9 protein-coding genes and 1 pseudogene are annotated in these 14,598 nt (G+C 30.6%); 9 read left to right on the forward strand and 1 reads right to left on the reverse strand.

Annotation, left to right across the window (positions count from 1 at the left end; all coding sequences use genetic code 11):
• The first annotated feature begins 115 nt into the window (after nucleotides 1–115).
• Nucleotides 116–1,555: an NAD(P)-dependent oxidoreductase gene (locus ACIJYA_RS00145; protein WP_435088478.1), complete on the forward strand. Its 1,440-nt coding sequence runs from the start codon at nucleotides 116–118 to the stop codon at nucleotides 1,553–1,555.
• Nucleotides 1,555–6,060, forward strand: coding sequence for a glutamate synthase large subunit (gene gltB, locus ACIJYA_RS00150; protein WP_435088479.1), 4,506 nt, complete (start codon nucleotides 1,555–1,557; stop codon nucleotides 6,058–6,060). Before ACIJYA_RS00145 ends, gltB begins: the two co-directional genes overlap by 1 nt.
• Here the strand turns inward: gltB and ACIJYA_RS00155 are convergent.
• Entirely contained in the window at nucleotides 6,057–6,800 is a 744-nt protein-coding gene (locus ACIJYA_RS00155) for an alpha/beta hydrolase (protein WP_435088480.1), read from the reverse strand. The two genes, gltB and ACIJYA_RS00155, sit on opposite strands and share 4 nt — an antisense overlap.
• Nucleotides 6,801–6,842: 42 nt before the next feature.
• Here ACIJYA_RS00155 and ACIJYA_RS00160 point away from each other — a divergent pair, with 42 nt between their 5' ends.
• From ACIJYA_RS00160 to pheT, 7 genes and pseudogenes are all read left to right on the forward strand, one after another.
• Nucleotides 6,843–7,997: a glycosyltransferase family 4 protein gene (locus ACIJYA_RS00160; RefSeq protein ID WP_435088481.1), complete on the forward strand. Its 1,155-nt coding sequence runs from the start codon at nucleotides 6,843–6,845 to the stop codon at nucleotides 7,995–7,997.
• The gene (thrS, locus tag ACIJYA_RS00165; protein ID WP_435088482.1) at nucleotides 7,997–9,913 is read left to right on the forward strand and encodes a threonine--tRNA ligase; all 1,917 of its coding nucleotides are present in this window, start codon (nucleotides 7,997–7,999) and stop codon (nucleotides 9,911–9,913) included. The genes ACIJYA_RS00160 and thrS overlap by 1 nt, the downstream gene beginning before the upstream one ends.
• Nucleotides 9,914–10,460, forward strand: a pseudogene (gene infC / locus ACIJYA_RS00170) (translation initiation factor IF-3).
• A 53-nt stretch (nucleotides 10,461–10,513) separates the two neighbouring features.
• Nucleotides 10,514–10,720, forward strand: coding sequence for a 50S ribosomal protein L35 (rpmI, locus tag ACIJYA_RS00175; RefSeq protein WP_008545827.1), 207 nt, complete (start codon nucleotides 10,514–10,516; stop codon nucleotides 10,718–10,720).
• A 2-nt stretch (nucleotides 10,721–10,722) separates the two neighbouring features.
• On the forward strand, nucleotides 10,723–11,079 hold the full coding sequence (rplT, locus tag ACIJYA_RS00180; protein ID WP_023649116.1) for a 50S ribosomal protein L20: 357 nt from the start codon (nucleotides 10,723–10,725) through the stop codon (nucleotides 11,077–11,079).
• 43 nt (nucleotides 11,080–11,122) lie between these two features.
• Nucleotides 11,123–12,190 (forward strand): phenylalanine--tRNA ligase subunit alpha, encoded by a 1,068-nt coding sequence (gene pheS, locus ACIJYA_RS00185; RefSeq protein WP_435088483.1) that lies wholly within the window; start codon nucleotides 11,123–11,125, stop codon nucleotides 12,188–12,190.
• Nucleotides 12,187–14,595: a phenylalanine--tRNA ligase subunit beta gene (gene pheT / locus ACIJYA_RS00190; RefSeq protein WP_435088484.1), complete on the forward strand. Its 2,409-nt coding sequence runs from the start codon at nucleotides 12,187–12,189 to the stop codon at nucleotides 14,593–14,595. Before pheS ends, pheT begins: the two co-directional genes overlap by 4 nt.
• Nucleotides 14,596–14,598 lie beyond the last annotated feature (3 nt).

Raw genomic sequence — 14,598 nt, forward strand, 5'->3', positions numbered from 1 at the left:
GTTAAAAATACTATAATTTTCAAAGTTATATAAGTTAATAAGGTCATAACAACTGACCTATTTTTTACTTTAATTAATAAAAACAACATATAACTTGCCAGAACTAAAATAATTTATGACTGATAAAATGCTAAAATTTGTAAAAATAGGTCAACAAACTCCACCTAAAAGAGAGAGTGATGTCAGAAAAAAAGACTTTAATGAGATTTATGATGAGTTTATTAGCGGTCAAGCAAAAGAACAATCAAGTAGATGTTCTCAGTGTGGAGTTCCTTTTTGTCAGGTTCATTGTCCATTAAGTAATAATATTCCAGATTGGCTTAAACTTACTGCGGAAGGAAGACTTCAGGAAGCTTATGAACTGTCTCAAAGTACAAACAATATGCCAGAAGTTTGTGGAAGAATATGTCCACAAGATAGATTGTGCGAAGGTAATTGTGTAATTGAGCAATCTGGTCATGGAACAGTAACAATTGGTTCAATGGAAAAATATATTACTGACAATGCGTGGGAACAAGGTTGGGTAAAACCTATAAATATTTCTAATGAAAAAAATGAGAGTGTTGGAATAATTGGAGCTGGTCCAGCTGGTTTAGCAGCTGCTGAGGAATTGAGAAAAAGTGGATATAAAATTACAGTTTATGACAGATATGACAGAGCTGGAGGATTATTGATTTATGGAATTCCAAATTTTAAACTTGAAAAAGAAGTTGTTGAGAGAAGAACTAAACTTTTAAGAGATGGAGGAATTGAGTTTATTCAAAATTTTGAAGTAGGAAAAGATGCAAGCTTAGAACAATTGAGAAAAAAACATGATGCTATTTTAATAGCAACTGGAGTTTACAAAGCTCGAGAGGTAGAACTTCCAGGTAATGATTTAAATAATATTTTTCCTGCAATGGATTTTTTAATGGCATCAAATAAAAAAGGATTGGGTGATAAAGTAGAATTATTTGATAAAGGAATTTTAAACGCAGAAGGAAAAGATATTGTTGTAATTGGTGGTGGTGATACAGCGATGGACTGTGTAAGAACATCAATAAGACAAAAAGCTAAATCTGTTAAATGTTTATATAGAAGAGATAAAGAAAATATGCCTGGATCAGCAAGAGAAGTAGCTAATGCTGAAGAAGAAGGTGTTGAGTTTGTCTGGTTATCAAGTCCCAAGGAATTTAGAGGAACCAACAAAGTTGAAAAATTAATAGTTGATCAGATAAAATTAGGTGAACCTGACGAAAGTGGAAGAAGAAAACCAAAAGTTCAACAAGACTCAGATTTTGAGGTAAAGGCTGATATGGTTATTAAAGCCCTAGGTTTTGATCCTGAGGATTTGCCAACTTTATTTGACTCAAGTGAACTACAAGTAACAAAATGGGGAACTGTGAAAACTGATTTTGATACAATGGAAACAAATTTGAGTGGGGTTTTTGCTGCAGGTGACATAGTTAGAGGCGCATCTTTAGTTGTCTGGGCGATTAAAGATGGAAGAGATGCAGCCACTTCAATTAAAAAGCACTTAGAAAATAAGCATTCAAAACAATCAAAAGTAGCTTAATGAAAAGTTATAAAAAAAATTTTGAATTATTAAAGAAAAACCATGTTTATTCTGAGGAGATGGAGCACGATGCTTGTGGTGTTGGTTTAATTGCATCTACTGAAGGAAAGAAATCACGTAAAGTTGTTGAGTATGGAATTGAAGCTTTAAAAGCAGTTTGGCACAGAGGAGCAGTTGATGCTGATGGAAAAACAGGTGATGGTGCAGGAATTCATGTAGAAATACCTAAAGATTTCTTTATAGAAAAAATAGAAGTTACCGGTCACTCCTACGATAATTCAGAAATATGCGTTGGAATGATTTTCTTACCAAGAAATGACTATGCAGCACAAGAGAGTTGCAAAACAATAGTTGAAAGCGAATTAACAAAAAACAATTTTAGTATTTATGGTTGGAGACAGGTTCCAGTTAATCCAAAGGTTTTAGGTGAAAAAGCATTTCAAACAATGCCTGAAATTATTCAAGTGCTTTTTAAGTCTAACAACCCAGAATTATTAAACAAAGATCTTGAAAGAAAGATTTATGAAACAAGAAGAATAATTGAAAATAAAGCATTTCAAATTTCTTTAAATAATTTTTATATTTGTTCTCTCAGTTCAAAATCAATCATTTATAAGGGAATGTTTTTAGCAGAGGCTATTTCAGATTTTTTCTTAGACTTAAAAGATGAAAGATTTATCTCAAGATATGCAATTTTTCACCAAAGATTTTCTACAAACACTGCACCAAGCTGGAATTTAGCTCAACCTTTTAGAGCTATTGCCCATAATGGAGAAATCAATACATATCGTGGTAATAAAAATTGGATGAAAGTTCATGAGCAAGAAATGAATAGTCCATTGTTTGACGACATAGAAAATTTAAAACCAGTAATTCAACAAGGTGCATCAGACTCAGCGGCATTAGATAATGTTTTTGAATTATTAAATATTTCAGGTCAGCCAGCACCTTTAGCAAAATTAATGTTAGTGCCAGATGCTTGGTCTAAAAAAAATAAAACTTTATCTAAAGATCATCAGCAATTGTTTAATTTTCTAAACAGCACTATGGAACCTTGGGATGGGCCTGCAGCTATTGCTGGTACGGATAATGAGTGGGTAATTGCTGCAAATGACAGAAATGGATTGAGACCATTGAGATATGCAATTACTAAAGATAATTTATTATTTGCAGGTTCAGAAACAGGAATGATTGAACTTAATGAAAAGAAAATTTTAACTAAGGGAAGATTAGGTCCTGGAGAAATAATTGGAGTTAGAATTGAAAAAGGAAAAGTATTTACTAATAGTAAAATTAAAGATTATTTGGCCAAGGAATATAAACATTTTAACTCTCAAATTATTGATTTAGATGAAAAAATTACTATTTCTGGAGAAAAACATTCATTTTCTGGAGATGATTTAAGAAGAAGACAATATACATTTGGAATTAGCCTAGAAGATTTAGAGCTTATTTTGCACCCGATGGCTGAAGATGCAAAAGAAGCAATAGGTTCTATGGGTGATGATACCCCACTTGCTGTATTGTCAGATAAATACAGACCTCTTTACCATTTCTTTAGACAAAATTTTAGCCAGGTAACAAATCCTCCAATTGATTCATTAAGAGAAAATAAGGTTATGAGTTTAAAAACAAGGTTTGGAAATTTAGGTAATATTCTGGACTTTGATAATTTAACTAAGCAAAATATTTATGTTTTAAATAGTCCAATTTTATCAAACTCTCAATTTGACAAATTTATTAATTTTTTTGGTAAAAATTCGTTAGTCATAGATTGTACTTTTTCTAAAAATCAGTCTTTATTTGAGGCAATAAAACAAGTTCAAAAAGATGCAGAGATAGCTGTAAGACAGGGTGTTACTCAATTAATTTTAAGTGATAAAGGATTATCAGAAACTAATTTGCCTATTCCTATGCTTTTATGCGTAGGAGCAATCAATTCATTCTTAATAGAAAAAAAATTAAGAGGATATGTTTCCATAAACGTCCAATCTGGAGAAGCTTTAGATACACACTCATTTGCTACTTTAATTGGTGTAGGAGCAACCACAGTAAATCCATATCTTGCTTTTGATAGTTTGTATCAAAGACACGAAAAAAAACTTTTTGGAAAATTTAGCTTTGATGAATGTGTGGAGAGATACATCAAATCAGTGAATGCTGGTCTCTTAAAGATTATGTCTAAAATGGGAATTTCTGTTTTAAGCTCTTATAGAGGAGGATGTAATTTTGAAACTGTTGGATTAAGCAGAACAATTGTTGCTGATTATTTTCCAGGTGTTGTATCTAAAATATCTGGGATTGGATTAACAGGAATAGAAAAAAAAATTAGATCTATTCACAAAGAAGCATTTGAAAGTTCTGAAACTATTTTACCAATAGGTGGAATATATAGATACCGTAAAAATGGTGAGACACATCAGTATCAAGGAAAATTAATTCATTTATTACAAAGTGCTGTAGGATCTAACTCTTATGAAGCATACAAGAGATATGCTGATGGAATATATAATTTGCCGCCAATAAATTTGAGAGATTTAATTGATTTTAGATCAAAAAAATTGAAAGGACCGATAGAAATTTCAGAGGTTGAGCCTATACAAAATATTCTTAAAAGATTTGGAAGTGGAAGCATGTCACATGGAGCCCTCTCAAAGGAAGCGCATGAAACGCTTGCAACTGGAATGAATAGAATTAAAGGTGCCTCATGTAGTGGCGAAGGTGGAGAAGATGAGAGCAGGTTTAAAGTATTAGAAAATGGAGATAGTGCAAATTCTAGAGTAAAACAAATAGCTTCAGCAAGATTTGGCGTCACTGTAAACTACCTAAATAATTGTAATGAAATTGAAATTAAAATAGCTCAAGGAGCAAAACCAGGAGAAGGTGGGCAATTACCAGGGTTTAAAGTTACAGATGAGATTGCAAAACTAAGACATTCAACACCTGGAGTTACTTTAATATCTCCTCCGCCACATCATGATATTTATTCTATAGAAGATCTTGCTCAACTTATTTATGATTTAAAACAAATAAACCCTAAAGCAAGAATTGGAGTTAAACTTGTTGCTTCATCAGGTGTAGGAACTATTGCTGCTGGTGTTGCTAAAGCGAAAGCTGATATAATATTAATATCAGGACACAATGGTGGTACTGGTGCAACACCACAAACTAGTGTTAAGTATGTTGGAATACCATGGGAAATGGGCTTAACAGAGGCCAATCAAGTTTTAACTTTAAACAACCTAAGACACAAAGTTACTCTTAGAACTGATGGTGGTATTAAAACAGGAAGAGATGTTGTTATTGCAGCGATGATGGGAGCCGAAGAATACGGAGTGGCAACCACTGCTTTAGTTGCGATGGGCTGCATTATGGTTAGACAGTGTCACTCAAATACATGCCCAGTTGGCGTTTGTACTCAAGATGATAAACTTAGAGAAAAATTTACAGGTACTCCAGATAAAGTAGTTAACTTATTTACTTTTATTGCATCTGAAGTAAGAGAAATTTTAGCAAAAATAGGCTTTAAATCATTGAATGATATAATTGGTAGAACAGATCTTTTAATGCAGGTCAGTAAAGCTTCTCCAAATCTTGATGATTTAGATCTGAACCCACTTTTTGTACAGGCAGATAATGGTAATAATAAAAGATATTGTGAAAATCAGGAAATAAATCATGTACCAGATACACTTGATCAAGAAATTTGGCCAGAGATTGAAAAAACTTTAGATAATTCTGGAAAGTTTGAAAAAGAATACATTATTAAAAATACTAATAGAGCTGTTGGAACAAGAATATCTCATCATCTTTATAAAAAATATGGATATGAAAAACTAAATGAAAACTTTTTAGTATTAAATTTCAAAGGATCAGCAGGTCAGTCATTTGGTGCTTTTTCAGCAAAAGGCTTAAAACTTGTTCTTAAAGGAGATGCTAATGATTATGTGGGTAAGGGATTGTCTGGTGCAACAATTTCTATCAAATTGTCTGATGAAAGTAATTTAATTTCAAATGAAAACACCATTATAGGTAATACAGTTTTATATGGTGCAACTTCAGGAAAATTATTTGCAGCTGGACAAGCGGGAGAAAGATTTGCTGTTCGAAATTCTGGAGCGACTACTGTAATTGAAGGATGTGACTCAAATGGCTGCGAATATATGACAGGTGGAACAGTAATAATTTTAGGTGATGTGGGTGATAATTTTGCAGCTGGAATGACAGGAGGTATGGCATTCATTTATGACAAATCAAGAGAATTTGAAAAAAAGGTAAACAAAGAGTCTGTTGTGTGGCAAAATGTAGAAACAGATTATTGGAAAACATATCTTAAAGATTTAATCAAAGAGCATTTTGACGAAACAGGGTCTAATTTATCAAAGTTGTTAATTGAGAATTATAATGAGGAGTTAAAGAATTTTGTTCAAGTTTGTCCAAAAGAAATGTTAGACAAGTTAAGTAATCCAATTAGCCTCAAACCAGCTATTAAAGAAGTTAGTTAAATAATCAATTTAAGTTCTTTAATTATTGTTTTAAGCCACTTTTGACTTGATAAACTGTGATCACCATCATTAATAATTACTAATTTTTTTTTTGCTTTTTGAAATATTTTTAAAACTTTTCTTGAATAAGAAACCGGCACTACTTCATCTTTTTGACCGTGAACCATAGTAACATTTATTTTGGAATTTATTTTTTTGTTTAAAACCTTATTTTTTCTGCCATCTTTTATCAATTGAAGAGTAATTGGATATTCATAGTTGCCATGTTTTAATTGTAAAATTCCTTTTTGAATAGTTTCGGACTTCATTTTTTTTGTGAATTTTTTCCACATCAAATTTTCTAAAAATTCAGGCGCAGAACCAATGCCTAAAAATCCTTTTATTTGATTTTTAAATTTTTGAAACTGTTTAAGGGCTAACCACGCACCCATGCTTGAACCAATAATAATAAAGTCATTCTTTTTAACAAATTTTTTAATAAGAGCAGATGTTTCATTGCTCCATTTAGTAATATTGCCATTTATAAATTTTCCTGATGACTTTCCATGTCCTGAATATTCAAGTGCTAAAAAACTTAGTTTATTTTGCTTAGCAAATTTTAAAAAAGCATTAGGTTTTTTTCCCTCTAAATCAGACATAAAACCATGTAAAAAAACAATAAAAGGGGCACCTTTATGAATGTTACAAATAAATCTTATTTTCTTACTTTTTGAAACTTTGTGATATTTGAAATGAGTCATAATCGTTTATATGTTTAATCTAATATTATATAATCATATCAAATGTCATCTAATTTAAAAGTTTTACAAGTCATACCAAAATTAGGTTATGGAGGAGCTGAGACAGGCTGTTATGACATTGCTCATTATTTACCAGAAAATGATTGTGGATCTTATATTGTAACTAGTGGTGGAGAACTTCTTAAATTTATTGATAAAAAAAAAGTAAAAATAATAAAACTTCCTGTTCATAGTAAAAATCCATTAATTATATTTATAAATTTTTTAGCTTTAATTGGTGTGATATTAATTAACAATATTTCAATTGTGCACGCTAGAAGTAGGGCTCCTGCTTGGTCATGTTTGTTAGCAGCAAAAATTACTGGCAGAAAATTTGTTACCACATTTCATGGGACCTATAATTTTAACAGTAAAATTAAAAAATTTTATAATTCTGTGATGGTTAGGTCAGATTTAATTATAGCAGGATCTAATTTTATTTTTTCTCATATAAAAGAAAATTATACAAAATATTTTGATGCTAAAAAAAAACTTTTAGTTATTTTTAGAGGTATCAACGTTGATTATTTTGATCCAACTACCAAACTAGATAGTGATGAAAAAAAATTATTAAAAAAATGGCAAATTGAAAAAGATAAAAAGATAATTCTCTTGCCTGGAAGGCTAACAGGATGGAAAGGACAAGAAGTTTTTATAGAAGCAGTTAATTTAGTTAATATCGAACTTGGGTATGAGGCTTTTTATGCTGTAATACTTGGAAGTGATCAAGGTAGAGATTTATATAAAAAAAAACTTATCAGACTTACAGAGCAACATAGATTAAATAATCAGGTAAAATTTATTGATCATTGTAATGATATGGCTTTAGCTTACAAAATTTCAGATATAGTGATATCTGCATCAATTGAGCCGGAGGCTTTTGGAAGAGTAGCTGTTGAAGCTCAATCAATGGAAAAACCAATACTAGCAAGTGATATTGGCGGGTCTAATGAAACTATAATTGACGAAAAAACTGGTTTTTTATTTGAGTCTAACAACGCGAAATCATTAAGTAAAAAAATTTTAAAAGTACTTTCTATGGATGAGGCATCATTACAATCGATTGGTAAAGAAGGAAGAAAAAACATAATTCAAAAATTTAATGTTGAAAAAATGTGCTTTTCTACTTATTCAGAGTATAAAAGAATATTAAATTAATGCCTATAATTACATTACCAGATGGAAATAATTTAACATTTCCAGACAAAGTTACAGGTCTAGATGTAGCTGAAAAAATTAGTAAGTCACTTGCTAAACAAGCCATGGTTATAAGTGTTGATGGTGATTTAAAAGATTTAGATTTTTTAATAGAAAAAGATTGTTCTATTAAAATTTTTACGTCTAAAAATCCTGAGGGCCTAGAAACCATAAGACACGATACAGCACATATATTAGCAATGGCAGTACAAGAATTATTTCCAGGAACACAAGTTACTATTGGGCCAGTTATTGAGAATGGTTTTTACTATGATTTTGCAAGAAAAGAACCTTTTACTGAAGATGATTTAGAAAAAATTGAAAATAAGATGAAAGAAATTGTGGATAGAAATGAAATCACAAAACGAGAAGTTTGGGAGAGAAATAAAGCTATTTCACATTTTAAAGAAAAAGGAGAAACTTATAAAGCAGTGTTAATCCAAGCAATCCCAGAAAATGAAGATGTGTCTATTTATTTTCATGGAGACTGGCATGATCTTTGTAGGGGGCCACATCTTTCTTCAACTGGTAAAATTGGAAAATTTTTTAAACTTACGAAAGTTTCAGGAGCCTATTGGAGAGGCGACTTTAACAATGAAATGTTGCAAAGAATATATGGTACAAGTTGGGCAACTCAGAAAGATTTAGATGAATATTTAAAAAGAATAGAAGAAGCTGAAAAAAGAGATCACCGAAAACTTGGAAAAGAAATGGATTTATTTCATTTTAGAGAAGAAAGTCCTGGTTCAGTATTTTGGCATGAAAAAGGATGGGCTTTATTTCAAAAATTAATTAATTATATGAGAGCCAGGCAGGATGTTGCGGGCTACAAAGAAGTTAATACACCAGAGATATTAGATAGACAATTATGGGAAAAATCTGGTCATTGGGAAAAGTATGGTGAAAATATGTATACATCAGAAACACCAGATGAAAAAGTATTTGCAATTAAACCTATGAATTGTCCTGGACATATTCAGGTATTTAATCAAGGTTTAAAAAGTTACAGAGATCTACCTTTACGTATTACAGAATTTGGAAAGGTACATCGTTATGAACCATCAGGAGCGTTACATGGCCTATTAAGAGTAAGAGCATTTACACAAGATGATGCTCATATATTTTGCTCTGAGGATCAAATTACAAGCGAATGTTTAGAGGTCACTAATTTAATTTTAGATATTTATAAAGATTTAGGTTTTGAAAATGTAATTCTTAAATATGCAGATAGACCAGATATAAGAGTTGGTGAAGATGAGGTTTGGGATAAAGCAGAAGCTTCTTTACTTGAAGCAGTCAAAGCATCTAAGTTGGAATATAGCATTAATAAGGGTGAAGGTGCATTTTATGGCCCAAAAATTGAATTTGTATTAAGAGATGCAATAGGTAGAGATTGGCAGTGTGGAACTTTGCAAGTCGATTTAAACTTACCTGGTAGATTGGATGCTTCTTATGTTGACAAAGATGGAGCTAAAAAAGTACCTGTTATGCTTCATCGAGCGCTATTTGGTTCTTTAGAAAGATTTATAGGTATTCTTATAGAAAACTATGCGGGCAAGTTTCCTTTTTGGATTTCCCCATTGCAAACAGTTGTGATACCAATATCAGAAGAATTTGATGATTATGCCATCGAAGTGTCAAAAAAAATTAAACAAGCAGGGATGAGTTCAAACGTTGATTTAAAAAAACATAATTTAAATTACAAAATAAGAGATCATTCATTAGCAAAAATACCTCTTTTATTAATTTGTGGTAAAAAAGAAGTTGACTCTAACTCGGTAACGATTAGAAGATTAGACACGAACAAACAAGAAAATATGGATTTAAATTTATTCTTAAAAACTTTCTCTGCTTTAAACAAAGCATCTTCAAACTAAGTGGCAGATTTTAAACAAAATTATTTTCAAAGAAGAACAAAAGATAGAGGTCCTAGGTCTAATAATAGAATCTCGTCTCCTGATGTTCAGGTTATAGCAAGTGATGGTGAAAACCTTGGTGTGATGAATACTAATGAGGCAATCTCAATGGCAAAAAATCAGGGATTAGATTTAATAGAGATAGCAGCTAATGCAAACCCGCCTGTTTGTAAAATTATGGATATGGGTAAATTTAAATATGATGCCCAAAAGAAAGCAAATATTGCCAAGAAAAAACAAAAAATTGTTTTATTAAAAGAAATTAAAATGAGGCCTGTTACAGAGACTTCATGATTATGATTTTAAGGTTAAAAATGCAAAAAAATTTATAGCTAAGGGAGATAAAGTAAAATTTACCGTTAGATTCAAAGGCCGTGAATTACAACACTCTCATTTAGGAAAAGAATTGATGGACAAGATCAAAGAGGACATGAAGGATATTGGCAAGGTAGAATTGCATCCTAAATTTGATGGTAAGCAAATGATTATGGTAATTCAGCCTTTATAGGCCTTAATATAGGTTGTAAATTTATATCAATCTTTGTATAAGACCGCAGAATTATGCCAAAATTAAAAACAAAAAGCTCAGCTAAAAAAAGATTCAAGATATCTGCAAAGGGTAAAGTTATGACAGCCCAAGCTGGTAAAAGACACGGCATGATTAAAAGAACGAATTCTCAAATAAGAAAATTAAGAGGCACAACAACTATGTCTAAGCAAGATGGCAAAATTGTTAAATCATACATGCCTTACAGTTTAAGAGGTTAATAATGGCAAGAGTAAAAAGAGGTGTAACTAGCAAAGCAAAACATAAAAAAGTTTTAAAAGCTGTCAAAGGTCAATGGGGCAGAAGAAAAAATACGATCAGAGTTGCAAAGCAAGCGATGGAAAAAGCGATGCAATATGCTTACAGAGATAGAAGAAATAAAAAAAGAGATTTCAAATCATTGTGGATACAAAGAATTAATGCTGGTGTAAGAGCCGAAGGTTTGACTTATTCTAAATTTATCAATGGCCTAGGAAAATGTGGTATTACAATTGATAGAAAAATTCTTGCTGAAATTGCTTACGACAGTCCAGAAGCATTTAAAACAATTGTACAAAAAGCTCAATCAGCTTTAAATTAATCTTCTCTATTGTTTTTATTTCTTAAGGAAATAATCTATCAATATGTCAGACATAAAAAATATTAAAAATGACTATTCGACTAAGCTTAATAAAAATTTAAGTTTAGAAGAAATTAATCAAATCAAGACAGAGTTATTTGGCAAGAATGGTCTGATTTCTTCTCAATTCAAAAATATTGGATCTATACCAGAGATAGACAGAAAAAAATTTGCATCAGATCTAAATCAAATTAAGAACGAGTTACAAAATTCAATAGCCAATAAAATTAATGAAATTGAGTCAAAAAAAATAAATGAAAAATTAGAAAAAGAAAAAATTGATGTAACTCTTCCTGAGCGATCATTTGTTAGAGGTAAAATTCATCCTGTTTCACAAACTATAGATGAAATTTCGTCGATCTTTTCTGAGATAGGTTTTAGTGTTGAAGAGGGTCCAGATATTGAAAATGAATATAATAATTTTACAGCGTTAAATACTCCTGACAATCATCCTGCAAGAGATATGCATGACACATTTTATCTTGATGAGAATAAAGAAATTCTATTAAGAACTCACACATCGCCAGTTCAAATTAGGACAATGTTAAAAGACAAACCTCCATTTAAGATTATTGCACCTGGAAGAACTTACAGATCTGATAGTGATCAAACACATGCACCAATGTTTCATCAAGTAGAGGGCTTACATATAGATAAAGATATAAATATGGGACATCTAAAAGGTTGTTTAAATTATTTTATTAAAGAGTTTTTTGAAGTTGAAAAAATTAAAATGAGATTTAGACCAAGCCACTTTCCATTTACTGAACCATCAGCAGAAGTAGATATTGGTTATGAAATTAAAGATGGAAAATTAGTTATAGGAGAAGGTGATCAATGGCTTGAAATTTTAGGTTGTGGAATGGTTCATCCTAATGTTTTGAAAAATGTAAAGGTTGATCCATCAAAATATCAAGGATATGCATTTGGAATTGGGATTGATAGATTAGCGATGCTTAAATATGGCATTAATGACTTAAGAGCTTTCTTTGATTGTGATTATAGATGGTTAAATCATTTCGGTTTTGATCCTTTGGATGTACCAACAAATTATAGAGGCTTGAGTCGATGAAAATTACATTTGATTGGTTAAAAGATCATTTAGATACAAAATTAAAAGAAGACAAGCTTTTAGAACAGCTAACAAGTGTTGGGCTAGAAGTTGAAAGCGTAGAAAATTTATCTGCTGGTCTTGAATTATTCAAAATAGCAAAAATTTTAAAGACAGAAAAACACCCAAATGCAGACCGACTTAAAGTCTGCGATGTTGATGTGGGAGAAAAAGAAATAAAAAAAGTTGTATGCGGTGCTACTAATGCAAGAGAGGGATTGATAACAATATACGCTCCTCCTGGGGCTGTTGTTCCAAAAAGTAAAGTAAAGTTAGTGATAGCTAAGATTAGAGATGTTACTTCATATGGAATGCTTTGTTCTGAATCCGAATTAAATTTATCTGACGAAAGCGATGGAATAACAGAATTATCTCCAAAAAAATTTGAAAAGAGTATTGGAAAAAGTTATTTTTCAGAATCAAGCTCTAATCTTATAGATCTGTCAATTACCCCTAACAGACCAGACTGTCTTGGTGTGAGAGGAATAGCAAGAGATCTTGTTGCTTCAGGTTTTGGAAAATTAAAAGATTTAAAAGAGAAAAAAATAAAATCAAAATTTAAACAAACTGTAAAAGTAAAAATTAATAAAGAAAAAAACCAAGGATGTAGTGCATTTGGAAGTTGCTTAATTACTAATGTAAAAAATGTTGAAAGCCCACAATGGTTAAAAGATAAATTAGTTTCAATTGGTGAAAAACCAATTTCAGCAATAGTTGATATTACAAATTATGTTATGTTTGATATCAATCGTCCATTACACGCTTATGATGCTGAAAAAATTGAAAAAGGTATCATAGTTCGAAATTCAAAATCTGGAGAAGAATTTACAGCTTTAGATAATAAAAATTACAAACTAGAAGATGGAATGTGTGTAATTAGTGACAGTAAAGGTGTATTGGGATTAGGTGGAATTATTGGAGGTACAAGGTCTGGTACAGAACTTGATACTAAAAATATTTTATTAGAGTCAGCATATTTTGAACCTAGATCAATTAGAAGCACATCAAAAAAACTAAATATAGATACAGATGCAAAGTTTAGGTTTGAAAGAGGTATTGATCCATTATCAATTGAAGATGGTTTAAATAAAGCGTCATTATTAATTAAAGAGATTTGTGGTGGAGAAATTAGTAAAATTGATATTCAAACAATTGAAACAAATAAAATTAAAAACATCAAATTTGACACGGATTTATTTGAAAAAATAACTGGATTTAAAATTTCAACTAAAGAAATGATTAAAATCTTAGAAGATCTTGGTTTTAAAATTAAAAAAGAAAAAAAATATTTAAAATTAACAATTCCAACATGGAGACCAGATATTTCACAAGAAATAGATATTGTCGAAGAGTTAGTAAGAATAACTGGTTATGATAAGATTGAAATTATAGATCCAATAAAAGAAAGAACCAAATCTACTTTAACTCAGACTCAAAAGTTATTTCATTTTTTACAAAGAGCGGTTGCTTCAAAAGGTTATCTAGAGGCAATAACATGGTCATTTACTGACTCAAATTATAATGATCATTTTAAAAATAAGAATAAAGAAATTAAAATTATAAATCCCATAAGTTCAGAATTAGGAGTTTTGAGAAACTCAATATTTTCAAATTTAATCATGTATATGAATAAAAATCTGGACAGAGGTCTTAAAGATTTATCAATATTTGAAATAGGACCAATTTTTACTGGTTCAAACCCAGGTGAACAAAATACTGTAGTCTGTGGTTTGTCAGCAGGTAAAAGATCAAGATTGTCATGGATTGAAAATGAGAGAAATGTTGATGTATTTGATGTTAAAAGAGATGTGGTTCAATCTTTAGTTGAAGCTGGGTACAATTCAGATAAATTTTTTATAGATAGCGAAACACCAAATTATTATCATCCAGGCAAGTCAGGTAGATTATTTTTAAATAGAGGCAAAGATCAAGTAGCAGCTTATTTTGGTGAAATTCATCCCAATATTTTAAAAATGATAGATATTAGAACAGAGTCTTTAGTGGGTTTTGAAATTTTTCTAGATAATTTAAAATTACCAAAAAAAACTTTAAAAGACCAAAAAACTAAATTTGAAGTATCCGATTATCAAAAATCTGAGAGAGATTTTGCTTTTATAGTTGATAAAGAAGTTAAAGCTCAAGATTTAATTAATGCTGTTTCAAGTGTTGATCAAAAACTGATTAGTAATATTAAAGTTTTTGATGTTTATGTAGGCGAAAATATTCCAGAAAATCAAAAATCAATAGCAATTAGTGTGACCATACAATCATCTGAAAAAACATTAAATGATAGTGATTTAGAAAACATCAATAATTCTATAATTAAAACAGTTGAAAATAAAACTGGCGCTAAGATACGATCTTAAAGC

The sequence above is a fragment of the Candidatus Pelagibacter bacterium nBUS_29 genome (genome assembly GCF_051200905.1).
Lineage (GTDB): Bacteria > Pseudomonadota > Alphaproteobacteria > Pelagibacterales > Pelagibacteraceae > Pelagibacter.

Bases quoted from the DNA above. Each gene is read 5' to 3' on its own strand.
- rplT (WP_023649116.1), top strand. From the start codon at position 10,723: ATGGCAAGAGTAAAAAGAGGTGTAACTAGCAAAGCAAAACATAAAAAA.
- pheS (WP_435088483.1), top strand. From the start codon at position 11,123: ATGTCAGACATAAAAAATATTAAAAATGACTATTCGACTAAGCTTAAT.
- ACIJYA_RS00145 (WP_435088478.1), top strand. From the start codon at position 116: ATGACTGATAAAATGCTAAAATTTGTAAAAATAGGTCAACAAACTCCA.
- ACIJYA_RS00160 (WP_435088481.1), top strand. From the start codon at position 6,843: ATGTCATCTAATTTAAAAGTTTTACAAGTCATACCAAAATTAGGTTAT.
- rpmI (WP_008545827.1), top strand. From the start codon at position 10,514: ATGCCAAAATTAAAAACAAAAAGCTCAGCTAAAAAAAGATTCAAGATA.
- thrS (WP_435088482.1), top strand. From the start codon at position 7,997: ATGCCTATAATTACATTACCAGATGGAAATAATTTAACATTTCCAGAC.
- ACIJYA_RS00155 (WP_435088480.1), bottom strand. From the start codon at position 6,800: ATGACTCATTTCAAATATCACAAAGTTTCAAAAAGTAAGAAAATAAGA.
- gltB (WP_435088479.1), top strand. From the start codon at position 1,555: ATGAAAAGTTATAAAAAAAATTTTGAATTATTAAAGAAAAACCATGTT.
- pheT (WP_435088484.1), top strand. From the start codon at position 12,187: ATGAAAATTACATTTGATTGGTTAAAAGATCATTTAGATACAAAATTA.